Origin of the sequence: Mycolicibacterium iranicum, from assembly GCF_014190915.1 — a bacterium.
In the GTDB taxonomy this organism is placed as follows: Bacteria; Actinomycetota; Actinomycetes; order Mycobacteriales; family Mycobacteriaceae; genus Mycobacterium; species Mycobacterium iranicum_B.
Map to the genome: position 1 here is coordinate 389,209 of NZ_JACHVU010000003.1, position 24,086 is coordinate 413,294.

General features: G+C 68.0%; 22 protein-coding genes. 7 read left to right on the forward strand and 15 right to left on the reverse strand.

Features of this window, described 5'->3' with window-relative positions; translation table 11 throughout:
• Positions 1-37 precede the first annotated feature (37 nt).
• The 5 genes from urtE to urtA form a co-directional block, all read right to left on the reverse strand.
• The gene (gene urtE / locus FHR72_RS09190) at positions 38-730 is read right to left on the reverse strand and encodes an urea ABC transporter ATP-binding subunit UrtE (protein ID WP_183467618.1); all 693 of its coding nucleotides are present in this window, start codon (positions 728-730) and stop codon (positions 38-40) included.
• Positions 730-1,563, reverse strand: coding sequence for an urea ABC transporter ATP-binding protein UrtD (urtD, locus tag FHR72_RS09195; protein ID WP_183467619.1), 834 nt, complete (start codon positions 1,561-1,563; stop codon positions 730-732). The genes urtE and urtD overlap by 1 nt, the downstream gene beginning before the upstream one ends.
• The gene (urtC, locus tag FHR72_RS09200) at positions 1,560-2,672 is read right to left on the reverse strand and encodes an urea ABC transporter permease subunit UrtC (RefSeq protein WP_183467620.1); all 1,113 of its coding nucleotides are present in this window, start codon (positions 2,670-2,672) and stop codon (positions 1,560-1,562) included. The genes urtD and urtC overlap by 4 nt, the downstream gene beginning before the upstream one ends.
• Positions 2,669-3,553: an urea ABC transporter permease subunit UrtB gene (gene urtB, locus FHR72_RS09205; RefSeq protein ID WP_183467621.1), complete on the reverse strand. Its 885-nt coding sequence runs from the start codon at positions 3,551-3,553 to the stop codon at positions 2,669-2,671. The genes urtC and urtB overlap by 4 nt, the downstream gene beginning before the upstream one ends.
• Positions 3,554-3,662: 109 nt before the next feature.
• Positions 3,663-4,928, reverse strand: coding sequence for an urea ABC transporter substrate-binding protein (gene urtA, locus FHR72_RS09210; protein ID WP_183467622.1), 1,266 nt, complete (start codon positions 4,926-4,928; stop codon positions 3,663-3,665).
• Between the two features lie 287 nt (positions 4,929-5,215).
• Between urtA and FHR72_RS09215 the strand changes: the two genes are divergently transcribed.
• Positions 5,216-5,647 carry an Rv2576c family protein gene (locus FHR72_RS09215; RefSeq protein WP_183467623.1) on the forward strand — a complete coding sequence of 144 codons (432 nt, stop codon included), beginning with the start codon at positions 5,216-5,218 and terminating at the stop codon, positions 5,645-5,647.
• Here the strand turns inward: FHR72_RS09215 and helR are convergent.
• Positions 5,638-7,869, reverse strand: coding sequence for an RNA polymerase recycling motor ATPase HelR (gene helR, locus FHR72_RS09220; RefSeq protein ID WP_183467624.1), 2,232 nt, complete (start codon positions 7,867-7,869; stop codon positions 5,638-5,640). The two genes, FHR72_RS09215 and helR, sit on opposite strands and share 10 nt — an antisense overlap.
• Positions 7,870-8,075: 206 nt before the next feature.
• Here helR and FHR72_RS09225 point away from each other — a divergent pair, with 206 nt between their 5' ends.
• Positions 8,076-9,092, forward strand: a complete 1,017-nt coding sequence (locus FHR72_RS09225) for an Rv2578c family radical SAM protein (protein ID WP_183467625.1) — start codon at positions 8,076-8,078, stop codon at positions 9,090-9,092.
• Positions 9,093-9,095: 3 nt separating this feature from the next.
• Here FHR72_RS09225 and FHR72_RS09230 read toward each other — a convergent pair whose 3' ends face one another.
• The 4 genes from FHR72_RS09230 to FHR72_RS09245 form a co-directional block, all read right to left on the reverse strand.
• Positions 9,096-10,370: an acyl-CoA dehydrogenase family protein gene (locus tag FHR72_RS09230; protein WP_183467626.1), complete on the reverse strand. Its 1,275-nt coding sequence runs from the start codon at positions 10,368-10,370 to the stop codon at positions 9,096-9,098.
• Positions 10,367-11,512: an acyl-CoA dehydrogenase family protein gene (locus tag FHR72_RS09235; RefSeq protein WP_183467627.1), complete on the reverse strand. Its 1,146-nt coding sequence runs from the start codon at positions 11,510-11,512 to the stop codon at positions 10,367-10,369. Before FHR72_RS09235 ends, FHR72_RS09230 begins: the two co-directional genes overlap by 4 nt.
• A 29-nt stretch (positions 11,513-11,541) precedes the next feature.
• Positions 11,542-12,771, reverse strand: coding sequence for an amidohydrolase family protein (locus FHR72_RS09240; protein ID WP_183467869.1), 1,230 nt, complete (start codon positions 12,769-12,771; stop codon positions 11,542-11,544).
• Between the two features lie 130 nt (positions 12,772-12,901).
• Positions 12,902-13,528: a TetR/AcrR family transcriptional regulator gene (locus tag FHR72_RS09245; protein ID WP_183467628.1), complete on the reverse strand. Its 627-nt coding sequence runs from the start codon at positions 13,526-13,528 to the stop codon at positions 12,902-12,904.
• Positions 13,529-13,638: 110 nt separating this feature from the next.
• Between FHR72_RS09245 and FHR72_RS09250 the strand changes: the two genes are divergently transcribed.
• The gene (locus FHR72_RS09250) at positions 13,639-14,535 is read left to right on the forward strand and encodes an acyl-CoA thioesterase (protein ID WP_183467629.1); all 897 of its coding nucleotides are present in this window, start codon (positions 13,639-13,641) and stop codon (positions 14,533-14,535) included.
• Between the two features lie 25 nt (positions 14,536-14,560).
• Here the strand turns inward: FHR72_RS09250 and FHR72_RS09255 are convergent, their stop codons facing one another.
• Positions 14,561-16,195: a DUF885 domain-containing protein gene (locus FHR72_RS09255; protein WP_183467630.1), complete on the reverse strand. Its 1,635-nt coding sequence runs from the start codon at positions 16,193-16,195 to the stop codon at positions 14,561-14,563.
• A complete protein-coding gene (gene ypfJ / locus FHR72_RS09260) occupies positions 16,188-17,081 on the reverse strand; it encodes a KPN_02809 family neutral zinc metallopeptidase (protein ID WP_183467631.1) in 894 nt (297 codons plus the stop codon). The genes FHR72_RS09255 and ypfJ overlap by 8 nt, the downstream gene beginning before the upstream one ends.
• Before the next feature lie 17 nt (positions 17,082-17,098).
• On the opposite strand from ypfJ, the gene FHR72_RS09265 reads away from it, so the two are divergent.
• Positions 17,099-18,634 carry a carboxylesterase/lipase family protein gene (locus FHR72_RS09265; RefSeq protein WP_183467632.1) on the forward strand — a complete coding sequence of 512 codons (1,536 nt, stop codon included), beginning with the start codon at positions 17,099-17,101 and terminating at the stop codon, positions 18,632-18,634.
• A gap of 25 nt (positions 18,635-18,659) precedes the next feature.
• Here the strand turns inward: FHR72_RS09265 and FHR72_RS09270 are convergent, their stop codons facing one another.
• The gene (locus FHR72_RS09270) at positions 18,660-19,163 is read right to left on the reverse strand and encodes an SRPBCC family protein (protein ID WP_183467633.1); all 504 of its coding nucleotides are present in this window, start codon (positions 19,161-19,163) and stop codon (positions 18,660-18,662) included.
• Positions 19,164-19,262: 99 nt separating this feature from the next.
• On the opposite strand from FHR72_RS09270, the gene aspS reads away from it, so the two are divergent.
• Positions 19,263-21,038 (forward strand): aspartate--tRNA ligase, encoded by a 1,776-nt coding sequence (aspS, locus tag FHR72_RS09275; protein WP_183467634.1) that lies wholly within the window; start codon positions 19,263-19,265, stop codon positions 21,036-21,038.
• Positions 21,035-21,487 carry a nitroreductase family deazaflavin-dependent oxidoreductase gene (locus FHR72_RS09280; protein WP_183467635.1) on the forward strand — a complete coding sequence of 151 codons (453 nt, stop codon included), beginning with the start codon at positions 21,035-21,037 and terminating at the stop codon, positions 21,485-21,487. The genes aspS and FHR72_RS09280 overlap by 4 nt, the downstream gene beginning before the upstream one ends.
• A gap of 10 nt (positions 21,488-21,497) precedes the next feature.
• Here the strand turns inward: FHR72_RS09280 and FHR72_RS09285 are convergent, their stop codons facing one another.
• Positions 21,498-22,682 carry a thiolase family protein gene (locus FHR72_RS09285; RefSeq protein WP_183467636.1) on the reverse strand — a complete coding sequence of 395 codons (1,185 nt, stop codon included), beginning with the start codon at positions 22,680-22,682 and terminating at the stop codon, positions 21,498-21,500.
• 94 nt (positions 22,683-22,776) lie between these two features.
• Between FHR72_RS09285 and FHR72_RS09290 the strand changes: the two genes are divergently transcribed.
• Complete coding sequence (locus FHR72_RS09290; protein ID WP_183467637.1) at positions 22,777-23,256, forward strand: winged helix-turn-helix transcriptional regulator; 480 nt, start codon at positions 22,777-22,779, stop codon at positions 23,254-23,256.
• On the opposite strand, the gene FHR72_RS09295 is transcribed toward FHR72_RS09290, so the two are convergent.
• A complete protein-coding gene (locus tag FHR72_RS09295) occupies positions 23,257-24,078 on the reverse strand; it encodes a BtpA/SgcQ family protein (protein ID WP_183467638.1) in 822 nt (273 codons plus the stop codon). It lies immediately after the preceding gene.
• Positions 24,079-24,086: the final 8 nt, after the last annotated feature.

Below are 24,086 nucleotides of genomic sequence, written 5' to 3' on the forward strand. Positions count from 1 at the left end.
TCGGCGTGCAGACACGCGCGCTCGCGGTGCGGAAGGGTCAGATGGCCATGGCGGCGCGGACGTCCGCTTCCGAGGCCGACCCTCCGGTGCCGCTGCTGGTGACGCGGCCCGCTTCGAGGATGTAGTAGCGCTGCGCGGATTCCAGGGCGAAACCGATGTGCTGCTCGACGAGCAGCACGCCGAGGTCGCCCCGGTTGGTCAGCGCGGTGATGGCCTCCTCGATCTCGTGGACCACGGACGGCTGGATGCCCTCGGTCGGCTCGTCGAGGATCAGGCACTTCGGCGTGGTGATCAGCGCGCGGGCGATCGCGAGCTGTTGTCGCTGGCCGCCCGAGAGCAGTCCGGCGCGGCGCGTCAGCAGTTCCTTGAGCGCCGGGAACAGATCGAGCTGCTCGTCGATCAGGGCCTTGCCGTTCTTGCGGCCGTCTGCGACCACCTGCAGGTTCTCGGCCGTCGTCAGCTGACCGAAGGACTGCTGCCCCTGCGGGACATAGGCCAGCCCGCGGCCGACCCGTGCGCTGGGCCGCAACTTCGTGATGTCGTCGCCGTCGAACAGCACCTTTCCGGCCGCGCACTTGAGCAGCCCGACCGCGGCGCGCAGCAGTGTCGTCTTGCCCGCGCCGTTGTGGCCCATCACCGCGGCCACACCGTCGTGGGGAACTTCGAGGCTGACCCCGTGGATGACCTCGCTGCGGCCGTAGCCGGTGCGCACGTCGACCAGTTGCAGCATCAGGTGTTCTCCTCGGCGAGTTCGATGCCGTCGGCTCCGGCCGCGGCGGTCCCCAGGTAGACCTCCTGGACTTTCGGATTAGCCTGCACCTCGGCGACCGAACCCTCGGCGATCACCTGTCCGCGGGCCAGCACGGTCACCGAGGTCGCGAACGCCCGCATGAAGTCCATGTCGTGCTCGACGACGACGACGGTGCGTTCGGCGCCGATGCGGCGCAACAGGTTTCCGGTCTCCTCCCGTTCCTCGGTGCTCATGCCGGCGACCGGCTCGTCGAGCAGCAGCACGTCGGCGTTCTGCACCAGCAGCATGCCGATCTCCAGCCACTGCTTCTGCCCGTGGGCGAGCACCCCGGCGGGTTTGTCGGCGAGGTGGGTCAACCCGATCGTGTGCAGCGCCTGCTCGATCGCGGGCAGCACGGAGGTCCGCCGGCGCAGCAGCGTCCACGCCGAGCGGCCGGCCCCGGCCGCGATGTCGAGGTTCTGCAGGACGGTCAGTTGCTCGAAGACGCTGGCAGTCTGGAAGGTGCGTCCGACGCCACGCCGCGCGATCTGGTGCACCTTCTTGCCGAGCAGTTCCACCCCCGACTTGTTCACCGAACCTGTCGCGGGCACCAGCCCGGTGATCGCGTCGATCACCGTCGTCTTACCCGCGCCGTTGGGTCCGATGAGGAAACGCAGGTCACCCTGGAACAGGGTGAGGTCGACGTCGCTGACGGCCTTGAAGCCGTCGAAATCGACGGTCAGACCCCGCACTTCGAGGTACTGCGTGCCCATGCCGACGTTGCCGCCCTCGATGGGTTCCTTGCCCGCTGTCGTCGCGGTGACCTCGGTCATGAACTGGCGCCCACCTTCTCTGCGTCGGGATCGGAGTCAGGGGCCTTCGCCGGGTCGGGCTCGGAGGAGGCTTTGCGCCGCCGCCTGAGGAACACGCCGAGGCCGGCCAGACCTGCGGGGAAGAACCCGACGACGATGATGAACAGCAGCCCCTGGGCGTAGGTCCACTCCGACGGGAACCGTTCGGAGAACAGGGTTTGCGCCCACGCGACACCGATCGCCCCGAGCACCGGCCCCAGCAGGGTGGTGCGGCCGCCGATCGCGACGCCGATGAGGAAAGCGATGGACGGCAGGATGCCGACCTGCGACGGCGCGATGAAGCCGACGATCGGGGCGAACAGCGCACCGGCGATGCCGGCGAACAGCGCCGCCACGGTGTAGGCCACCACCTTGATGTTGGCCGGGTCGTAACCCAGGAAGCGCACCCGCTCCTCGCCGTCGCGCACCGCGACCAGCAGCTCGCCGTAGCGGCTCTGCATGAGCTGACGCACCACGGCGATGACGACGAGCAACACCGCGGCGGCGATGAAGTACAGCATCCTGCGGTTCACCGGATCGTTGAGTGCGAACCCGAAGAACGTCCGGAACCTGTTGAGTCCGTTGGAACCGCCGAGGCTGGTCTGCCCGACGAGAAGGATGGCCAGTGCGGCTGCCAGCGCCTGGGACAGGATCGCGAAGTAGGCGCCCTTGACCTTGCGTTTGAACACGCCGAACCCCAGTGCCGCGGCGATACCGGTGGGCACGACGACGATGGCGATGAGCGTCACCACCGGGGACGCGAAAGGCGCCCAGTAGCCCGGTAATTCGCGCACACCCTGGATCTGCATGAAGTCGGGCACGTCGTCTCCGCGCAGTTGGGCGTCGGAGATCTTGAGGTGCATCGCCATCATGTAGCCGCCGAGGCCGAAGAACACTCCCTGGCCCAGCACCAGCATTCCGCCGCGGCCCCACGCCAGCCCGATGCCGACGGCGACGATCGCAAAGCACAGGAACTTGCCGAGCAGGCTGAGCCGGAAATCGGAGAGCACCGCCGGTGCCACGACGAACAGCACCAGCGCCGCGACTCCGAAGCCGGCCCAGGTCTGCCAGCGTCCCACGACGGTCCTCATACGAGACTCCTTGTCCGGACGGTGAAGAGCCCCTGGGGACGCGCCTGCAGGAAAATCACGATGACGACGAAGACAATGACCTTGGCCAGTGAGGCGGTGGTGTTGTACTCGATGAACGAGTTCAGGAAGCCGAGTGTGAACGCCGCGATGACGGTCCCCTTGATCTGTCCGAGCCCGCCGACGACCACGACCAGGAACGCGTCGATCAGGTAACTCTGGCCGATCGTGGGGCTGGTGGACCCGATGAGCGTCAGTGCCACACCGGCCACCGCCGCGAGCCCCGACCCGATGAAGAACGTGGTGATGTCGGTCTTGCGCGACGAGATACCACTGGTTTCGGCGAGGTCGCGGTTCTGTACGACCGCCCGGATCCGGCGCCCCATGGGGCTCATCTTCAGTACCGCGGCCAGGACTGCGACGCACACGACGGCCAGCACCAGGATGAAGATGCGTGTCTTGGGCACCACGGCGCCCAGGATCTCCATGCCTCCGTTGAGCCAGTCGGGGGCGATGACGTTGACCGCCGGTGCGCCGAAGATGTCGCGTGCCACCTGCTGGAGGATCAGCCCGACGCCGAACGTGACCAGCAGGGTGTCCAGCGGTCGGTGATACATGCGCTGGATCAGCGTGACCTCCAGCAGCGCGCCCATCGCGCCGCCGATGACGAATCCGACCAGCAGCGAGATGATCAGCGACACACCGGCGCTGGAGACCATCTGCTGCACCACGTAGGCGGTGTAGCAGCCGGCCATGATGAACTCGCCGTGGGCCATGTTGATGACGCCCATCTGGCCGAACGTCAGGGACAGGCCGAGTGCGGCCAGCAACAGGATCGAGCCGAGACTCAATCCCGTTGCCAGCTGCCCGATTACGACATCCACGTGAACAGATTTCCCGTCGCCCTGGGCATATTCCCCGTCGCTTCGCTCGCCCTGGGTATATTCCCCGTCGCTTCGCTTGCCCTGGGCATCAGCCCGACAGCCCTCGGCATCAGCCCGACAGCCCGGCGGCCCACGGGTAGGACTTCAAGAACGGGTCCGGCTCGATCGGCGCCGGCGACTCCCAGACGGTGTAGATCAGTCCGTCGGGCCGGATCTCGCCGATGCGGGCGGTCTTGGTGATGTGGTGGTTCTCCCCGTCGATGGTGACGAGGCCCTCCGGAGCGTCGAAGGTGACGCCGCCGGCATTGTCCTGAATGGCCTTGACGTCAAAGGACTGCGCCTTCTCCACGGTGTTCTTCCACAGGTAGACCGACGCGTACGCGGCCTCCATGGGGTCCGAGGTCGGTTTCTCGGCGCCGTACTTGGCCTTGTAGGCGTCGACGAACGCCGTGTTCACCGGCGTGTCGATGGTCTGGTAGTAGTTCCAGGCGGTGAGCTGCCCTGTGATGTTCTGCACTCCGATGCCGCCGACCTCCTCCTCGGCGATCGACACCGACACCACCGGCATGTCCTGAGGCGTCAGGCCGACGTTCTTGTACTCGCGGAAGAAGGCCACGTTCGAGTCGCCGTTGAGCGTGTTGAACACCGCATCCGCGTCGGCGGTGCGGACCTTGTTGATGATCGTGGAGAAGTCCGTCGATCCCAGCGGCGTGTAGTCCTCGCCCTTGATCTCGATGCCGTTGGCCTCCGCGTACGCCTTGATGATGCGGTTGGCCGTCTGGGGAAAGACGTAGTCGCTGCCGACGAGGTAAAGGGACTTGACGCCCTTCTCCTTGAGGTAGTCCAGCGCGGGCACGATCTGCTGATTGGTGGTGGCGCCGGTGTAGAAGATGTTGGGCGACGACTCCAGGCCTTCGTACTGGACCGGGTAGTAGAGCAGCGAGTTGGCGCTCTCGAAGACGGGCAGCATCGCCTTGCGGCTCGACGAGGTCCATCCGCCGAACACCGCGGCCACGCAGTCGCTGCTGATCAGCTTCTCGGCCTTCTCGGCGAACACGGTCGGTTCGGACGCGCCGTCCTCGCCGACGAGCTGGATCTGCTTGCCCATGACACCGCCCGAGGCGTTGATCTGTTCGACGGCGAGGTCGATGGCGTTGCGGACCGTCACCTCGGAGATCGCCATGGTGCCCGACAGCGAGTTCAGCGCGCCGACCTTCACGGTGGAGCCGGAGGTGTCCACGCAGGACTCCGCATTTGCTGAATCCGTCTCGGTCGCCTTGCTCCCACAGCCGGCCAGCAGCAGGCCGGCAATGGCCAGGACGCTTCCGGCGGCCAGCGCAGAGCGCGTGGAGGGGTGGCGTCTCGCTTGGTGCATGAACAGCCTTTCTGGCAGTCGGCAGCGCTCATCTGCTGATGAGGCGCCGAGTGGGGACACTTCAGAACGCTGCAGAACGCTCGAGAACGTTTCTCAGCGGCGAAGTTTCGACACCGCCCCGGTGTCGAATCGGGACGTTAGAGCGCCCGTGTTTCTGCCAAATGACTGTGTGTGACAGGCGCGTTAACCTGTCGATGCCGCCGGCAGCCGGTTTGCCGTCGACGGGGTCCCCGGCGGAGGACGGCCAGGCCGGTAACGATCCGGTAGCGTCCGGCGATGTGACGAACATGCGAACAGCTACAGCCCGGGTAGGAACGGCGGTCGGTGCGTCACTATTGGCGGCGGCGGCATCGATGATGGCCGCGCAGCCGACGGCGAGCGCTCAGCCTGCCGGCAAGCAGGTCCGGTACACCCTCGTCTCCGGCGGGGCCTACCAGTTCGACCTCTTCTATCTGACGAGCCAGCCTCCGAGCATGGAGGCCTTCAACGCCGACGCCTACACGTACGCCAAGCGCGAGAAGGTCAACCTCGCCCCCGGCGTCCCGTGGACGTTCGAGACCACGATGGAAGACCCCAACTGGGCGATCCTTCAGGTCAGCAGCACCACCAAGGGTGGCCAGGCGGCGCCGAACGCGCACTGCGACATCGCCGTCGACGGCGCCGTGCTCACCGAGCACAACGATCCCTACAACGTGCGGTGCCAGCTCGGTCATTGGTGACCGTCGCCCTGACGCTGCGTCAGGCCCACCAGCGCGGACGGTAACGGGTCGCGGTGCAGGACGCCGAGGCGCTGCGTCGCGCGGGTGAGCGCGACATAGAGGTCGGCAGCCCCGCGAGGGCCTTCGGCGAGGATGCGCCCCGGGTCGACGACGAGCACGGCATCGAACTCCAGGCCCTTGGTGTCCGTGGGCGACACCGCCCCTGGGACGTCCGCAGGCCCGATGACCACGCTGGTCCCGTCTCGCTGGGCCTCCTCCTGCTCGAACTGTGCGACAGCGGTGGCCAATTCGGCGTCGCTCACCTGGCGGGACCACGGCGCGACGCCGGTGGAACGCACCGACTCCGGAGGCTGGACGCCGGGTGCGAACTCGGCGAGCACGGCCGCGGCCACCGCCATGATCTCGGCAGGCGTACGGTAGTTCACCGTCAGCGTCCGGTAGATCCAGCGGTCGGGCACGTACGGAGTGAGCATCGCCTCCCAGGTCGTCGCGCCGGCCGCGGAGCGCCGCTGGGCCAAATCGCCGACCATCGTGAACGACCGGCTCGGACAGCGCCGCATCAGCACCCGCCAGTCCATCTCCGAGAGTTCCTGCGCCTCGTCGACGACGACGTGACCGTACGTCCAATCCCTGTCTGCGGCAGCACGTTCGGCGAGTTCGCGGTTGTCGCGTTCCAGGAAGCGCTCTGCGAGGTCCTCGGCGGCGATGACGTCCTGCGCCATCAGCTGGTCCTCGTCGTCCATCAGGTCCTCGCGCCCGATCATCAGGTCGAGGACGCCCGCAGCGTAGGCCGCCTCCTCCTGGCGTTCGCGTTCGGCGGCCTCCTCGCCGGACTTGTCACGGCCCAGCAGGTCCACCAGTTCGTCGAGCAGAGGCACGTCCGACAGGGTCCAGGCGGCGCCCTCCGCCCGGTACAGCGCCGCATCGGCGCCGGCGGCTTGCAACCGCTCCTGCGACGAATACAGTTCGGCGAGAAGGGTTTCGGGGGTCAGCACAGGCCAGAGCTGATTCAGGGCAGCGGTGAAGCCGGGGTGGTCCTCCAGCTCGTCGAGCAGGTCGGCACGCAGATGCTCCCACGCGGCGCGATCCTCGCGGGTCAGCCATCCGCGGCCGATCTTGGCGATCGCACGTTCCGTCAGCGCCCAGGTGATGACGTCGACGAACGTCGCACGGGCGTCGTTGTGGGGCTGCTCGGTGGCGCGCGCCTCCTGAATGGCCCATTGGGCGATGTCGGGGCCGATGCTCACCGAGACGTCGGACAGGTCGATGGGCAGGGGATCCTGCGGGACACGCTGACGGTCGGCGACAGCGGCGGCGAGGACGTCGAGGATTGCCAGCGAGCCCTTGATGCGGGCGGCGTCCGGAGTGTCCTCGGCGGTCACGTGCAGACCCGGGACGAGGTCGCCTGTCGTGAGGAACACCACGTTGGTCTCGCCGAGGGAGGGCAGCACCCGGCCGATGTGGCGCAGGAACGCCGAATTCGGCCCGACGACCAGCACGCCGTGGCTCTCCATGCGCTTGCGCTGGGTGTACAGCAGGTAGGCCACACGGTGCAGGGCGACGACCGTCTTGCCGGTGCCGGGTCCGCCCTCGATGACCAGCACGCCCGGGTGGTCGAGCCGGATGATCGCGTCCTGTTCGGCCTGGATCGTGGCGACGATGTCACGCATGCCGTCTCCGCGCGGGGCGTTCACCGCCGCCAGCAGTGCCACGTCGCTGGAGCTGCCGCGCTGCCCGTGGGTCTCCTCGGAGTCGGGCCTGCCGAACACCTCGTCGGTGAAGTCGACGAGGCGACGACCGATGCTGCGGAACTGCCTGCGGCGGCGCATGTTCTCCGGGTTCGCGCCGGTCGCGACGTAGAACGCACGCGCCGCGGGGGCACGCCAGTCGACGAGTAACGGTTCGTAGTCGGCGGACTCGTCGAGCACGGCGATGCGGCCGATGTAGGTGCGCTCACCGTCGACGCTGTCGAGCCGGCCGAAACACAGCCCCGCATCCGCCACGTTCAGCCGGTCCATCTGTGCCGCGGTGGCCCGGACCTCGGCGTCGCGGGCGACCAGGGTCGCGCCGTTCTGGGAGTCGACAGGGCTGCGCAGCGCCGCGTCGTACCTGTCCTTGACCCGGGCGCGTTCGGCGTCGAGCCGCGCGTAGAGCGCATCGACGTAGGCGCGCTCGCCGTCCAGCTCGGTGTCGTAGTTCTTGTGTGGCTTCTGAGTCGACATGTGCCCCTTATGTTTGCGCGCTGAGGCTGCGATTCTGCGTCACTGCCCGGGTCTTGCGGCAAGCCCCCACCTCCGCGATACCCTGAAACGGGTGCGGGGCTGCACTTCTTCCCTTCCGGCCATTCTGTCCGGTTCCCTTCTCGACATTCTCCTCCGGTGATGCCAAGCATCCTTGACACCCGTTCGAACGTGTGTTCGCATAGGATATGCGCTGGGCCGGGCAAAGCATCGACGTCGACGACGGGGCGCTGCCCGGGCTGCAGCGGCTCGGTCTGATCCGCAGTGTGCGCACCCCGCAGTTCGAGGGCATCACCTTCCACGAGGTGCTGTGCAAGTCCGCGCTGAACAAGATCCCCGCGGCGTCGATGTTGCCGTTCCGATTCACGGTCAACGGTTACCGCGGCTGCTCGCACGCGTGCCGCTATTGCTTCGCACGGCCCACCCACGAGTACCTCGATTTCGACTCCGGTCGGGACTTCGATACGCAGCTGGTCGTGAAGACCAACGTCGCCGAGGTGCTCCGCCGCGAGCTGCGCCGTCCGTCCTGGACGCGGGAGACCGTGGCGCTGGGGACGAATACCGACCCGTATCAACGGGCCGAAGGCCGCTACGCGTTGATGCCCGGCATCATCGGCGCGCTCGCCGATTTCGGCACGCCCTTCTCGATCCTGACCAAGGGAACGCTGTTGCGCCGCGACCTTCCCCTGCTGACCGAGGTCTCGCGCCGGGTGGATGTGAGCGTGGCGATCTCGCTGGCCGTCGGGGACGCCGAGATCCACAGCCGGGTCGAGCCGGGGACTCCGTCGCCGCAGGCCCGGCTCGGTCTCATCGCCGCGATCCGTGACGCCGGGTTGCGCTGTCATGTGATGGTCGCCCCGGTGCTTCCTCATCTGACCGACTCCGACGACCATCTCGACGACCTGCTGCGCCGGATCTCGGAGGCCGGCGCGACCAGCGTGACGGTGTTCGGGCTGCACCTTCGCGGCAGCACGCGCGGATGGTTCATGGACTGGCTCGCGCGCACACATCCCGAGCTGGTCGGGCAGTACCGCCAGCTCTATCGCAAGGGCGCCTATCTGCCGGCCGAGTACCGGGCCGACCTCCAACGCCGCGCCGCTCCGCTGGTCGCCAAGTACGGGCTGGCGCCCGACCGGCGGTCGTTCCGCGAAGCACCGACGACCGCACCGCCCGCCGCCGACGTGCTGCAGCCAGCCCTCTTCTGACAGCTAGGACTTGTTGCGCTTGACCTGGTTGAACGGCACGCCGCGGTCGGCGGCGAATTCACGCGGGAAACCCAGGATGCGTTCGCTGATGACGTTGCGGGCCATCTCCGAGCTCCCGCCACCCAGCGACCCGGTCTGCCGCGAGAGATAGCGCACGCCGATCTCGGCGAGCTCGGACAGCTCGGGCGCGTCCGCGGACCCCTCGTCGACCACGCCCGCGGTACCGGAGATGGCCAGCGCGGTGTCGACCTCGAGTTCGGTGGTCTCGGCGTGGAAGAGCCGGATCAGCGTGCCCGCGTTCGGCGGTAGCGAGCCGTTCCCGATCGCGTGGAACACGTGGTCGATGAGCTGCTCCTTGACGATACGGCGCGCGAGTGCCCGCCCGGCCAGCTCCTGGATGCCGGGATCGTCACCCCGGCCGATGGCCTCGGCCATCGCGACGTGATCCGGTGGCATCTCGCTGGCGTTCTCGGCGGCCGTCCCGCTGGCGAACTCCGAGCCTCCGCCGACCGCCCGGCGCTCGTGGTGCAGCTGGCGGGAGGCGACTTCCCAGCCTTTGTTGACCTCACCCACCACGGCGTCGTCGTCGAGTTCGAGGCCGTCGAAGAACTCTTCGCAGAATTCCTCGTTGCCGTTGACCTCCTTGATGCGGCGCATCGTGATGCCGGGCGACTTGAGCGGCACCAGGAACATCGTCAGGCCCTCGTGTTTGGGCACCGTCCAGTCGGTCCGGGCCAGCAGCAGTCCGTAGTCACCGGCGAACGCGCTGGTGCTCCAGGTCTTGGCGCCGTTGATGATCCATTTGCCGTCCCGATGGTCGGCGCGGGTGATGACGCCGGCGAGGTCCGATCCACCGCTGGGTTCGCTGAGCAGCTGCACCAGGATCTCGTCGCCGCGGACGGCCGCCGAGATGCGTTCGCGCTTCTGCGTCTCGCTGCCGACGTCGAGAATGGTCGCCGCACAGATCGTGAAGGTCGGCACGTTGAGGATCAGCGGCATCTCGTAGCTGCGGCACTCGACGTTGAAGGCACGCTGATAGGCGTGGTCCAGGCCGAGGCCACCGTATTCGCGAGGGAAGCAGATGCCGGCGAATCCGCCGTCGTACAGCCGCTTCTGGAGTTCCTTGGCACGATCCCACGACGCCTGCTCGGCGCGGACGGAGAACGGCGGGTGTTCGGGATCGATCCGCGGCATGTTCTCGGCCAGCCAGGTGCGTGCGCGGGCCGCGAACTCCTCGACGGACTCGGTGATCTCCTGTGAGGCCACGGTGTCGGTCATGCCGGAACCTCCGTCTTCCTGCTCAGTTGGTAGATGGCGCGGTGATGGTCCTCGGGTGAACCGAACATGGCCCGGTACAGCGCGACCCGCCGTAGGTAGAGGTGCAGGTCGTGCTCCCAGGTCACCCCGATGCCGCCGTGCAGTTGCACACAGTCCTGCAGGATGACCGGGGCGCGTTCGGCCACATAGGCTTTCGCGACGCTGACCAGTTTGGCTGCGTCCGGGGACCGGCTGCTGACCGCTGCGACCGCACCGGCAGTGGTGGCACGGCACGCCTCGAACCACATCTTCATGTCGGCGGCGCGGTGCTTGAGCGCCTGGTACGACGACAGCGGGCGGCCGAAACTGTGCCGGTCGCCCAGCCACTGGGTCGTCATCGCCAGCACTGCATCGAGGATCCCGACGGTCTCGGCGCACTGCAGCAGCACCGCGACCTGGCGCTGCCGTTCGATGATCGCCGGCGTCTGCTCGGCGGTGCCCACGACCGCCGCGCCCGGAACCTGCACGCCGTCGAACTCCACGCGCGCATAGCTTTTCACCATGTCGACGGATTTCTGGGGGGTGATGCTCACGCCTGCGGCGTCCGTCGGCACCAGGAATTGGCGGATTTCGCCGTCGCAGAGCGCGACGACGAGGACGGCGCCGCTCTCGGCCCCGGCCTCCACCCGGTCCTTCACGCCGTCGATGCGGTATCCGTCGTCGGTGCGGGTGGCGGTGGTGGTGAGGCCGGAGGCGTCCAGCGGCGCGAACGGGCGCCGCGGTTCGTAGGCCGCCCAGGATGCGACGACCTCTCCGGCGACAAGCGCTTCGATGCTGTCCTGGTGCCCGTCCGGTGCCTCGACGAGCCCGGCGAGCACGACGCTGACCGGGTGCAGGGGCCCGGGTGCGACGGTCTTGCCGATCTGCTCGGCGATCAGTGCCAGGTCGGCCACGCCGTCGCCGGAAACGCTGCCGCCGCCGAGGTCTTCGGGAACCAGCAAGCTCGTCCAGCCCAATTCGGCTGCGCGCTGCCACCATTCGGGCTGGAAGGACACGCCGGAGGCCTGCAGCCCCCGGACGTGGGTCAGCGACGCCTGCTTCTCCAGGAAGGTCTGGGTGGTGGAGGCGAACAGCAGCTGTTCGGGATTTGCCAGGTCGGTCATGGGGGAGTGCAGCCTCTTCGGGTGTGAGATCAGGTGAGGACGAGGGCGGGGACGTCGGGTGTGTAGACGACTCTGTCCTCGACTCCGAACAGGTCGACCATGTTCTTGCCCATCACTTTTCGTACGCTGGCCTCGTCGAGACCGTGCGCCTCCAGATCCGAGACGAGGTTGATCGGATCGGCCAGGCCCTCCGGGTGCGGCCAATCCGAACCGAAGATGACCCGGTCGATGCCGCACAGGTCAGCCATCTTCTGGAAGTCGTCCTCCCAGAACGGCGCGACGTAGACGCAGCGCTTGAAGGCTTCGACCGGGTCTTCCGGGAATGCCTGCGGCATCTTCGAGTACACGTCCTTGAACTGGTAGAACAGGTAGGGCACCCAGGAGGCGCCGTTCTCGATGGACAGGACCCGCAGGTCGGGGTTGCGGGTGAACGCGCCGTGGCAGACCAGTGCGGCCATGGTGTCCTCGATCGGCCGCTTGCCCATCGACACCATCCGGAACGCCGTCGGTTTGAACGGCAGGTACTCGTCGGCGGGCTCCCAGTCGTTGAGGTACTCCGCATATCCGCTGTCGGAGGCGTGCATCGCGACCGGGATGCCGGCCTTCACGCACGCCTGCCAGAACGGGTCGAACTCTTCCGTGCCGAAGGAACGGGTGCCGCGGAACCCCGGCACCGGGGCGGGCCGCACCAGAACGGTCTTGGCGCCGCGCTCCAGGCACCACTCCAACTCTTCGAGGGCTCGATCGACGATCGGCAGGGTGATCACCGGCGTCGAGAAGATCCGGTCCTCGTAGTTGAACTGCCACGTCTCGTACATCCACTCGTTGAGCGCGTGGATGATGTCGTGGATCAGCTCGGGGTCGTCCTTGAGCCGTTCCTCGACCAGTGAGGCCAGCGTCGGGAACATCAGCGTGTAGTCCAGGCCCAGGCCGTCCATCACCTCGAGGCGGGCTTCGGGATTGCGGAAGGCCGGTATGGCCTTCATCGGCTTGCCCATGATCTCGCGGAAGCTCTTGCCGCCGCTGCCGTTCCGGAAGTACTCCTCTTGGGCACCGGGCCGCGCCACGACCTCGAAGGTCGGGTTCGGGATGTAGTCGCTGATGTGGTTGCGCACCATGATCTTGGTGCGACCGTGGACATCGATGTAGTCGATGACGCCCTTGCGATGGTCCGGCAGGAACTTCGTCAGAGCTTCTTTGGGCTCGTAGAAGTGGTTGTCCGCGTCGAACACCGGATAGTCGAGGATGCGTGACGGCATGATGTGGGCTCCTGCCATGGCGTATTTGCACAAAGCGGTAATGGCATTACCACTTCTGGTAACGACATTACCACGCAGCGCCGGAGCCACGCCAGATCGAAGTCAGGCCTCATCTGTCCAGTTCAGAGCGTCAGCGAAGGAGGCTGCGGAGGCAGAACGCGTGCACGTCGTCACCGTCGATCGACCTGCCGTTCAATTCCGCGCCGAGATCGCGCAGACGTTGTGTGCTGAGCACGGTCTGCATCAGGATCGCCGCATCGGTGTCGATGTCGAGGTCGGCGCGGAACGTGCCGTCGGTGATGCCGCGGCGCAGGATGTCGCCTATCAGCCGGTGCAGCGGGGCGAGCACCTTGGCGAACTCTTTGGGGCGGGTCTCCTGCAGGTGGTCGTTGTAGTAGGTCAGCCCGCGGTTGATGCTGTCCTGGGTACTGGATTCGGCCGGTGCGCTGATGCGGCCGATCAGCAGCCGCAACGCCTCGGCGCTGGGGAGATCGGCGGTTTCGTCGCGCCAGTGCCCGGTCGCGTCGGCCATGATCTTCTCGACGAGGGCGAGGAGGAGTTCGTCCTTGGTCGCGAAGTGCTGATAGAACGCGCGCAACGACGTCTTCGATCGCTCGACGACCTCGAGAACGGTGAAATCCGTGCGGCCGGTCTCCCCGAGAATGTCGAGCGCAGAACGCATGAAGCGGGTGGCGCGGGACTCCTGCGGGGCGCCGTCACGCGGCGCCGCCGATGTCGATTTGGCCTTCGCGACCATCGCACCCGCCCCTTCCTGCCTCCGCACACCTGTTGGTAATGACGTTACCGCTTTAGGGAAACCTCGGTTACTGTTCCCTCCGACAGTCATCGGACACGAGGAGTGGGCACATGACGACGGAGTCGGAGCAGTCATCCGGACAGGCGCAGTGGACGGTGCAGGCGCTGCTCGATCTTTTCGACGCACAGCCCGGGGGCGAGAACACGTTCACCGCACAGACCGGGGTGGCCGGGGAGGACGAGCGTCAGGTCGTGGAGGGCACCCAGGTTCTCGCCCAGTCGATCGTGGCCGCCGCCAAGCGATTTCCCGACAAGTCGGTGCGGTCGGTGTACGCGGTGTTCGCCCGAGCAGTCATGGTCGCCGCCGGGCCGGTCGAGCTGGAGATCGACGTGGTCAGCGAAGGACGTTCCACCGCAACGGCAATCGTGACGGCCACCCAGAACGGTAAGCGGTGCATCACGACGACCGTGCTGGCCGATGTCCCCACCGGCGACGTGATCCGCCACCATCTGCCCAAACCGGAGGTGGTCGCGCCGGCCGGGGCCAACGCGGCGTCGATGCCTATGACCGGCCGTGAGGTGCGACTGGTCGATGTCGTCGATGTGAACAGCCCCGACGAGGTCGGTCCGCCCGAACTGTATGCGTGGTTGCACTATGACCCGATCCCCGACCGCGACGATCTGGCGAAGGCGTTGATCGCGTATTTCACCGGGCACCTCGGCATCTCGACGACGATGCGGGCCCACGAGGGCATCGGCACCAGCCAGGCGCACCTGACGGTGTCGACCGCGCCGATGACGGTGTCGGTGAGTTTCCACGAACCGGTGCGCTGGGACGGCTGGCTGCTCTACACCCACGAGAGCACGCAGGTGGGGGCGGGCATGTCCTATGTGCGGGGCGCGGTGCACACCGAGGAGGGCGAGCTCATCGCGTCCTTCGCCCAGGACGGACTGATCCGTCCCCTGCGTACCACCGACACCGCGATCAAGGAGCAGTCGCGGCTGTAGCGCCGCCGCGACGGCCCGGCCGATCCTAGGTGGCCGCCACCGCCGACTGCAGCACTTCCAGCGGTAGACCCCCGAGATCCAATGCGCGACTGTGGAAATCCTTCAGGGACACGCCGCGGGCCAGCGTCTCGTCGCGCAGCTGCTGCCAGATCCGCTGACCGATTGCGTACGACGGCGCCTGCCCCGGCCAGCCGAGGTAGCGGTCGAGTTCGAAGCGCAGATTCTCCTCGGCCATCGCGCTGTGGGTCTGCAGGAACGTCCACGCCCGGTCGGCGTCCCAGACGCCACCGTCGGGCGCGGTCAGACCGCAGTGCACGCCGATGTCGATGACCACCCGTGCCGCCCGGAACCGTTGCGCGTCGAGCATTCCCATACGGTTGCCGGCGTCCTCGAGCCAGCCCAGTTCGGCCATCAACCGCTCGGCGTACAACGCCCAGCCCTCGCCGTGCCCGGACACCCAGCATCCCAGCCGGCGCCACCGGTTGAGCTGGTCGGCCAGGACCACGGCTCGGCCGATCTGGAGGTGGTGTCCCGGTACCCCCTCGTGGAACACCGTCGTCATCTCCTGCCAGCTGTGGAACGTGTGCACGCCCGGCGGCACCGACCACCACATCCGGCCGGGGCGGGCCAGATCCTCCGACGGGCCGGTGTAGTAGATGCCGCCGGTCTGCGTCGGTGCGATCCGGCACTCGAGATTGCGCAGCTGCGGCGCGATGTCGAAGTGCTTGTCGGCCAACGCATCGACGACGCGATCGGAGAGTTCCTGCATCCACCGCTGCAACGCCTCGGTGCCGTGGATGACGTAGCGTTCCTCGCCGTCGAGGCGACGCAGGGCCTCGGCGGCCGAGGTGCCGGGGTAGAGGCGGCCGGCGATCTCGTCCTGCTCGGCGACGATGCCCGCGAGCAGGTCCATTCCCCACTCGTAGGCCTCGTCGACATCCACGTCGGCGCCGAGGAACGTGCGCGAGTGCAGCGCGTAGGCGTCCCGGCCGCAACCGTCGGCCTCGCGGGCACGGGGGCCGATCTCGTCACGCAGCACCGTGGTCAGCGAGGCGTAGGCGTTGGCCGCGTCCTCGGCGTAGGTGCGCAGCTGTGCGCGCAGCGTCGGATCGTGCGGTGCGGCGGGTGCGACCATGTCGAGGAACAACTCGGCGATCTGGGCTGCCTGCTGGATTCCCCTGCGCACCTGCCGGGCCGCAGGAGCGTGCCCGGTCGCCGCGGCGCGTCGCAGCGCATCCGCGTAACCGCGCACCCGCAGCGGGATTTGGGCGAGCCGGCGGCCGTAGACCGCCCAGTCGTCCGTGGTGTCGGTGGCCATCAGGTCAAACACGTCCCGCATCGTCTGCAGCGGTGAGGCGATGACGTTCAGCTCGCCGACGTCCAGACCGGCGTCGTGCAGATCGACCAGGGTCCCGAGGCGTTCCCGCATCGCGGCGACGGTGACCACGTCGACCGAATCCGCAGGTTCGGCGCCGTCGAGTTCGCGCAGGGCGGACTTCGCCGCGGCGACCCGCTCGGCCACACCGTCGGGGGAGTAGTCGGTGATCTGGTCCTCGTAGCCGGCGATGCCGGATTCGGTTGCCGCACAGGGATCGAGCGCCGCCGAGGTCTGCAGGTACCGTTCGGCGACGGCGTCGACGGCCGTGGTGGGCCTAGCCAAGGTTGTTCGTGGCGAAGGTGTCGCAGGTGGCCGGGTCACCGGTCTGATAGCCGGTGGTGAACCACTTCTGGCGCTGCGTCGAGGAGCCGTGGGTCCACGACTCCGGGCTGACGCGGCCGGTGGCAGCCTCCTGGATGCGGTCGTCGCCGACCGCGGAGGCCGCCGACAGCGCATCGGCGATGTCCCTGTCGCTCAGGGGCTCCAGGAACGGCACGCCGGTGCTCTCCTGCCTGGTGGCCGAGGCGTGGTGCGCCCAGACCCCGGCATAGCAGTCGGCCTGCAGTTCGGTGCGCACCCCGCCGCCGGTCGGCCCGGTGGGGTCCTGCTGCGCGCGGCCCAGGACACCCTGCAGGTTCTGCACATGATGGCCGAATTCGTGGGCCACGACGTACTCCTGGGCGAACGGTCCACCGCTGGAACCGAACTGGGTCTTGAGAACCTCGAAGAAACCGGTGTCGAAGTAGGCCGTCTGGTCACCGGGACAGTAGAAGGGCCCCACGTCGCTGCTGGCGAACCCGCAACCACCCGTGTCCACCCCGCCTTCGAAGACCTCGACCTTCGGGCGGGTGTAACCCGGCATGAGCTGGGCCCAGACCGCGTCCAGTGAGTTGCCGGTGGCCACCACCCGGCACTGCGGGATGTTGTTGGCGTCCGCACCGGTCCGGCACTGGCTCAGGTCGAATCCCGGGGTCTGCACGCCCGCAGTGTCGCCCTGCTGCTGACTCGGCATCACCGTGCTCGGGTCCACCCCCAGGAAGAGGGCCACGACGACGATCAGCAACCCGCCGAAGCCGCCGCCGACGGCGATGCCCCGGCCCGGGCCGCGCCCACCGCTGCTGGACGAGCTCGTGCTGGTGTCGATCTGCATGCCTTCGTTGAAGGTCATCGTGCCACCTCCGTGTCATGTCCTTGGCCGCGGTCGGTCCAGCTTCGCACACTACGATTCGAGGTGTGGCCGTCGTCGCCGGAGATTCCACCGTCCTGTCCACTCCGTCGGGAGATCTGCGTGGTGACACCGATGGTGGCGTCGGGGTGTGGCGCGGCGTGCCGTACGCCGAGCAACCGACCGGCCCGCGGCGATTCCAGGCCCCGGACCCCCTGCGTCCCTGGGCGGGGGTGCGTGAGGCGACCGAACACGGTCCGCTTCCTCCACAGACCAAGTCGTTCGTCGGCGGCGGGCGCGACGATCCGAAAGCCCGCGACGAGGCGTGCCTGACCCTGACGGTGTGGTCTCCCGACACCACCGCCTCGCTGCCGGTGATGGTGTGGATCCCCGGTGGGGCATTCGTCTACGGCGCAGGGCAATTCCAGTTCTACAACGGGTCCCGGCTAGCCGCCAACGGCAACGTCGTGGTCGTGAACGTGACCTACCGGATCGGGGTGTTCGGCGGCTTCGAACTCGGCGATCTGGGCAACGGGTTCGACGACAACCTCGCGCTGCGGGACCAGATCGCTGCACTGCGCTGGGTGCGGGACAACATCGCGGCCTTCGGAGGCGATCCCGACCAGGTGACCGTCTTCGGGGAGTCCGCAGGGGCGACATCGGTGCTGGCGCTGATGGCGGCACCGACCGCGGAGGGACTCTTCGGCCGCGCCATCGCCCAGAGTCCGGCTCTCCCGCTGATCGCCGACCGCGAATTCCGCGCGGCCAACACCCACGAGTTCCTCCGACGGCTCGGCGTCGGAGCGGACGAGGTCAAGGCGCTGCCGCAGCGTCAGCTGCGCCGGGCCGCGGGCATCCTGCAGCTCAAGAGCACCGCGACCACGCCGACGCTGGCCTACGGGTTGACCCACGGCACCGACCTGCTGCCGCTGCACCCTGTCGAGGCGGCCCGTCGCGGCGCGACGCTGGGCGTTCCGCTGATCATCGGCACCAACAGCCATGAGGCGTCGATGTTCGCGTGGACGAAACCGCCGATGCTGCCGACCACCAGGGAGTCGATCGACAACTACTTCGCGCGGGTCGCCCCCCACGCCAAACGGCAGGTGCTGCAAGCGTATCCGGCCTATCCGCGGCGAAGCGCGTTGATCGCGCTGGGGTCCGACGCGATGTTCGGCGGCCCGACCTGGGCGTTCGCCGATGCCTACGGAACGCATGCGCCGACACGGATGTACCGCTTCGACCACTTCGGCATCAGCCTGCGGATGCTCGGCCTCGGCGCGACGCACGGCAGCGAGATCGTGCACGTCCACCACAGCTACGCGTCGTTCGTCGGACGCAAGCTGCACCCCCTGGGCCGCCGCATCCAGCCGGGCGTCGGACGCCGCATGCAGCGAGCCTGGCTGAACTTCGCGCGCGGCGGCGACGACGCCGACGACGAGGACTGGCCCCGCTACGAGGCGGGGGAGCGGCTCACCCGGCTCATCACGTCGACCCGCGACGTGATGGTCTCCGACCCCGACGCGGTACGGCGATCGGCGTGGTCGGCGGTCTACTGACACCGTCGGCCGCGGCAGGCCGCACTCAGGCGGTGTGGAACCGCTCGTCGGTGTATCGGCGCAGATTGTGCAGGAAGCCTTGGAACATCCGGCCCATCACCGGTCGGCCGACGAACAGCCCGGCCCGGCCGGCCACACCGTGGGGCTTCAAGGCCATGATCCACGTGAGGTGGCACCCGGTCGCGGTGGGCACGACGCGGTAATCCTCGGCGAACGCCGAGATGCTCCCCGTGGTCGATGCGTCGAATCGAAAAGCCATGCGGCTGAACGGTTCCCAGGCCAGGAACACTTCCTCCCCGGTGATCCCGCCGCGCATGTCGACGGTGCGGGTGGTGCCGACGCCGCGCGGTTCGGGGCTCGTCCAGGTCACCTTGGTGATCACGCTCGCCCAGTGCGGCCACGAGGTCGCGTCGGCGAGCACCTCGAACAGCTGTTCCGGGGAGATCGCCAGGTCGACGGTGCTGACGAACCGGTAGGGAGCGTGGTCGATGAAGTCCAACCCGACGTGCTCGCAGGTGTGCATGACCATACAGACTAGGGCACGGTGGTTGGTCGATGACGGAATCGGTGTGCGCCGCGACCCCTCTACACTGATCAGCTGACATTCCTGCCGATCTAGGAGTATTTCGTGCTGCGCACCCGCACCGCCGGTTCCCTGCGTTCTGCCGATGCCGGTCAGACGGTGACGCTGGCCGGCTGGGTGGCGCGTCGGCGCGACCACGGCGGCGTCATCTTCATCGACCTGCGGGACGCCTCGGGCGTGGCCCAGGTCGTCTTCCGCGAGGGCACGGTGCTCGAGCAGGCGCATCGGCTGCGGTCGGAGTTCTGCGTCGCGGTCACCGGGGTCGTCGAGATCCGGCCCGAGGGCAACGCCAACGCCGAAATCGCCACCGGGGACGTGGAGGTCAATGCGACATCGCTGACCGTGCTGGGCGAGAGCGCCGCGCTGCCGTTCCAGCTCGACGAGACCGCGGGCGAAGAAGCCCGGTTGCGCTACCGCTACCTCGATCTGCGCCGTGAGGGCCCGGGCCATGCACTTCGGTTGCGGTCCAAGGTCAATGCCGCCGCCCGCGGGGTTCTCGCCGAACACGAGTTCGTCGAGGTCGAGACGCCGACGCTGACCCGTTCGACGCCCGAGGGCGCGCGCGACTTCCTGGTTCCGGCCCGACTGCAGCCCGGTTCGTTCTATGCGCTGCCGCAGAGCCCGCAGCTGTTCAAACAGCTGCTGATGGTGGCAGGCATGGAGCGCTACTACCAGATCGCCCGCTGCTACCGCGACGAGGACTTCCGCGCCGACCGCCAGCCCGAGTTCACCCAGCTCGACATGGAGATGAGCTTCGTCGACGCCGACGACGTCATCGCGGTGTCCGAGGAGATCCTCAAGGCGCTGTGGGCGCTCATCGGCTACGACCTGCCGCTGCCGCTGCCGCGCATCAGCTACGACGAGGCCATGCGCCGGTTCGGCTCCGACAAGCCCGACATGCGGTTCGCCCTCGAGCTCGTCGAGTGCACCGACTACTTCGCCGACACCCCGTTCCGGGTGTTCCAGGCGCCCTACGTCGGGGCCGTCGTCATGCCCGGCGGCGCCTCCCAGCCGCGGCGCACGCTCGACGGCTGGCAGGAGTTCGCCAAGCAGCGCGGACACAAGGGTTTGGCGTACGTGCTGATCGGCGATGACGGCGAGCTCGGGGGGCCGGTCGCCAAGAACCTGTCCGACGCCGAACGCGAAGGCCTCGCCGCGCACGTCGGCGCGAAGCCCGGCGACTGCGTGTTCTTCTCGGCGGGTCCGGCCAAGGCCGCGCGCGCCCTGCTCGGTGCCACCCGCATCGAGGTGGCCAAGCGGCTCGACATGATCGACCCGCACGCGTGGGCGTTCACCTGGGTGGTGGACTGGCCGCTGTTCGAGCCGGCCGACGATGCCACCGCCTCCGGGGACGTCGCTGTCGGCTCGGGGGCGTGGACCGCCGTGCATCACGCGTTCACCGCACCCAAGTCCGCGTCCGAGGCGACGTTCGACACCGATCCCGGAACCGCCCTGGCCAATGCCTACGACATCGTGTGCAACGGCAACGAGATCGGCGGCGGCTCGATCCGTATCCACCGCCGCGACGTCCAGGAGCGGGTGTTCGCGATGATGGGCATCGACCATGCCGAGGCCCAGGACAAATTCGGATTCCTGTTGGACGCGTTCACATTCGGCGCCCCGCCGCACGGCGGCATCGCCTTCGGCTGGGACCGTATCGTCGCGTTGCTCGCCGGTGTCGACTCGATCCGCGAGGTGATCGCGTTCCCGAAGTCCGGTGGCGGGGTCGATCCGCTCACCGACGCACCTGCGCCGATCACCGCCCAGCAGCGCAAGGAATCCGGAATAGACGCCAAGCCCGAGAAGCTGGACAAGAAATGACCGACATCGACAAGGACAAGCTCGTCGCCGACACCGAGGCGCTCGACGAGTTCAACCGCGGCATCGTCGAAGAGTTCCGCGCCAACGGGGGCAAGGTCGGCGGTCCGTTCGAGGGCGGCACGCTGCTGCTGTTGCACACCACGGGTGCGAAGTCCGGCAAGTCCCGGCTCTCACCGCTGGCCTACCTGACGATCGACGACAAGATGATCATCGTCGGGTCCTATGCCGGCGCGCAGAAGCACCCCGCCTGGGTGCACAACCTGAGGGCGAACCCGACGGCGTTCATCGAGATCGGGACCGAGGCCTACGACGTCGACGTCCGTGAACTGCCCGACGACGAGCGCGAGGCGACGTACCCGAAGCTCATCGAGCTCGCACCGGTGTTCGCCGACTACCAGGCCAAGACGTCGCGGGTGATCCCGCTGTTCGAGCTCACCCGCGCGTCCTAGCAGGCCGGTCTCAGAGCCGTTCGACGATGGTCGCGTTGGCCATGCCGCCACCCTCGCACATGGTCTGCAGGGCATAGCGGCCGTCGCGCTGCTCCAGGGCGTTGACCAGCGTCGTCATGATCCGTGCGCCGCTCGCCCCGAGCGGATGCCCGATGGCGATCGCGCCGCCGTTGACATTGGTGCGCGACAGATCCGCGCCGACGTCGTGAGCCCAGCTCAGCACCACAGGGGCGAACGCCTCGTTGACCTCGAACAGGTCGATGTCCGACAGTTTCAGGCCGGAGCGCGCGAGCACCTTCTGAGTCGCCGGGATCACGCCGGTGAGCATGTACAGCGGGTCGGAGCCGACCACGACGGTCGTGTGGATGCGCGCCAGCGGCCGCAGGCCGAGCCGACGCGCGGTCGCACCGCTGGTGATCATCACCGCGGCGCTGCCGTCGGACAGCGGGGACGAGTTACCCGGCGTGATCTTCCAGTCGATCTGAGGGAACCGCGCACCGAGCGCCTCGTTGACGAACGCGGGCCGAAGTCCTGCGAGCGTCTCGACCGTGGTGTCGGGACGGATGATCTCGTCGGTGGAGAGGCCTGCGACCGGAGCGAGCTCGTTGTCGAAGAGGCCGTCCTTGGCGGCGCGAGCCGCTTTCTGATGGCTCTCGGCGGAGAACTCGTCGAGCTGCGTGCGCGACAGGTTCCACTTCGCGGCGATCAGCTCGGCGCTGATGCCCTGGGCGACAAGACCTTCGGGGTAGCGTGCCGCCATGTCGGCGCCGAACGGGTTGCTGCCCGGCAGTACCGACGAACCCATCGGTACCCGGCTCATCGACTCCACACCCGCGGCGATGACGACGTCGTACGCCCCGGCCAGCACACCCTGGGCGGCGAAGCTGATCGCCTGCTGGCTGCTACCGCACTGCCGGTCGACGGTGGTGCCGGGAACGGTCTCGGGGAAACCGGCGCCGAGCAGCGCGTTGCGGGCGATGTTGACGGCCTGGTCGCCGACCTGGGTGACCGCCCCGGCGATCACGTCGTCGACCTCGGAGGGGTCGATTCCCGTCCGCGCGACGAGCTCACGAAGGCTGTGGGCGAGCAGGTCCGCGGGCAGCACGCCGTGGAGCGCCCCGCTGGCCTTTCCCTTGCCGACCGGTGTGCGCACCGCGCCGACGATCACGGCATCGCGGTCTGAATATTCGGTCATGTGTCCTCCTGAGACTCGGCGCTGAGTACTGCCTTCTATACTTAGATGTAACACCTAGGTTCAGTGACAACAACCCAGCCGCGGAGTGATGTACATGACAGTTCTGCAAGGACCGCTCGTCGATCGCAGTGCGTGGTCGGCGGTCGGCCGCTGCCCGATCGAGAAGACGATGGCGCTCGTCGGGACCAAGTCGGCCATGCTGCTGATGCGCGAGGCGTACTACGGCACCACCCGCTTCGACGATTTCGCCCGTCGCGTGGGCATCACGAAGGCCGCGACGTCGGTGCGGTTGTCCGAACTGGTCGAGGCCGGTCTGTTGACCAAGCGCCCGTACCGCGAGCCGGGGCAGCGGGCCCGCGACGAGTATGTCCTCACCGACGCGGGGACCGAGTTCATGCCGGTGGTGTGGGCGATGTTCGAGTGGGGGCGCAAGCACCTCGACGACACGTCGCTGCGCCTGACCCACCTGGGGTGCGGCGCCGAGGCCGGTGTCGAGATCGTGTGCGCCGAAGGGCATTCGGTTCCGCCTGACGAGCTGGGGATGAGGCTCGTCAGGCGGAACCGGCAGGAGTGATCAGCCCAGCTGCGTGCGGAACTCCCTGGCAGCTCCCATGAGTTCCTCGACCCGGGACTTCTCGGCGGCGTTGGTGAAGACGCCGTCCTTCTTGAAGTAGGTGCCGACGACCGCGCCGTCGGCAACGCTGAGCTGAGCGGCCACGTTCTCGGCGCGAACGCCGGTGTTGACGAACACCGGTACGTCGCCGGCCGCCGACTTGACCACCCGCAGCGCCTCGGTGTCGGTCGGGGCGCCCGCGGTGGCACCCGAGACGCAGATCGCGTCGGGCAGCGTCGCGAACACCGTGGTGCGGGTGATGGAGGCCAGGTCGCGGTCGGCGAGGTACTGCGCCGATTCGGGGACGATGTTGAACAGCAGCTTGACCCCGGAGCCGCCCACCCGGGCGCGGTGGCGGGCGACCTCGCCGACGTTGGTGTCCCACAGCCCGAAATCGCTGGCGTACACCCCGGTGAAGATCTCACGCACGAACGTGGCCCCGGTGGCCACGGCGAGGTCGATCGACGCGCGGCCGTCCCACAGCACGTTGACGCCGTAGGGCACGGAGATGTCGGGCAGCAACTCGCCGATGATCCTGGCCATCGAGATCGCGGTGATGGGTTCGGTCTTGGTCAGGTACGGCAGGCTGAACTCGTTGCTGATCATGACGCCGTCGACGCCGCCGCTCTGCAGCGCCTCGAGTTCGGTGCGGGCGCGCGCGACGACCGCGGCGATGCCTGCTGCGGAATCGAAGCCGGGGTCGCCGGGCAGGGCGGACAGGTGCAGCATGGCGATGACGGGCTTGGTGACGTTGAAGACCTCGTCGAGCCAGGTGGTGGTCACTCTCGTGC

What these genes read in the sequence shown, in the direction of transcription:
- FHR72_RS09280 (WP_183467635.1), top strand. Translation starts at nt 21,035, where the DNA reads ATGACCGACATCGACAAGGACAAGCTCGTCGCCGACACCGAGGCGCTC.
- urtC (WP_183467620.1), bottom strand. Translation starts at nt 2,672, where the DNA reads ATGAGGACCGTCGTGGGACGCTGGCAGACCTGGGCCGGCTTCGGAGTC.
- FHR72_RS09235 (WP_183467627.1), bottom strand. Translation starts at nt 11,512, where the DNA reads ATGACCGACCTGGCAAATCCCGAACAGCTGCTGTTCGCCTCCACCACC.
- FHR72_RS09245 (WP_183467628.1), bottom strand. Translation starts at nt 13,528, where the DNA reads ATGGTCGCGAAGGCCAAATCGACATCGGCGGCGCCGCGTGACGGCGCC.
- FHR72_RS09215 (WP_183467623.1), top strand. Translation starts at nt 5,216, where the DNA reads ATGCGAACAGCTACAGCCCGGGTAGGAACGGCGGTCGGTGCGTCACTA.
- helR (WP_183467624.1), bottom strand. Translation starts at nt 7,869, where the DNA reads ATGTCGACTCAGAAGCCACACAAGAACTACGACACCGAGCTGGACGGC.
- urtD (WP_183467619.1), bottom strand. Translation starts at nt 1,563, where the DNA reads ATGACCGAGGTCACCGCGACGACAGCGGGCAAGGAACCCATCGAGGGC.
- FHR72_RS09250 (WP_183467629.1), top strand. Translation starts at nt 13,639, where the DNA reads ATGACGACGGAGTCGGAGCAGTCATCCGGACAGGCGCAGTGGACGGTG.
- FHR72_RS09270 (WP_183467633.1), bottom strand. Translation starts at nt 19,163, where the DNA reads ATGGTCATGCACACCTGCGAGCACGTCGGGTTGGACTTCATCGACCAC.
- FHR72_RS09290 (WP_183467637.1), top strand. Translation starts at nt 22,777, where the DNA reads ATGACAGTTCTGCAAGGACCGCTCGTCGATCGCAGTGCGTGGTCGGCG.
- FHR72_RS09285 (WP_183467636.1), bottom strand. Translation starts at nt 22,682, where the DNA reads ATGACCGAATATTCAGACCGCGATGCCGTGATCGTCGGCGCGGTGCGC.
- ypfJ (WP_183467631.1), bottom strand. Translation starts at nt 17,081, where the DNA reads ATGACCTTCAACGAAGGCATGCAGATCGACACCAGCACGAGCTCGTCC.
- urtA (WP_183467622.1), bottom strand. Translation starts at nt 4,928, where the DNA reads ATGCACCAAGCGAGACGCCACCCCTCCACGCGCTCTGCGCTGGCCGCC.
- FHR72_RS09265 (WP_183467632.1), top strand. Translation starts at nt 17,099, where the DNA reads ATGTCCTTGGCCGCGGTCGGTCCAGCTTCGCACACTACGATTCGAGGT.
- urtE (WP_183467618.1), bottom strand. Translation starts at nt 730, where the DNA reads ATGCTGCAACTGGTCGACGTGCGCACCGGCTACGGCCGCAGCGAGGTC.
- FHR72_RS09230 (WP_183467626.1), bottom strand. Translation starts at nt 10,370, where the DNA reads ATGACCGACACCGTGGCCTCACAGGAGATCACCGAGTCCGTCGAGGAG.
- FHR72_RS09240 (WP_183467869.1), bottom strand. Translation starts at nt 12,771, where the DNA reads ATGCCGTCACGCATCCTCGACTATCCGGTGTTCGACGCGGACAACCAC.
- FHR72_RS09225 (WP_183467625.1), top strand. Translation starts at nt 8,076, where the DNA reads ATGCGCTGGGCCGGGCAAAGCATCGACGTCGACGACGGGGCGCTGCCC.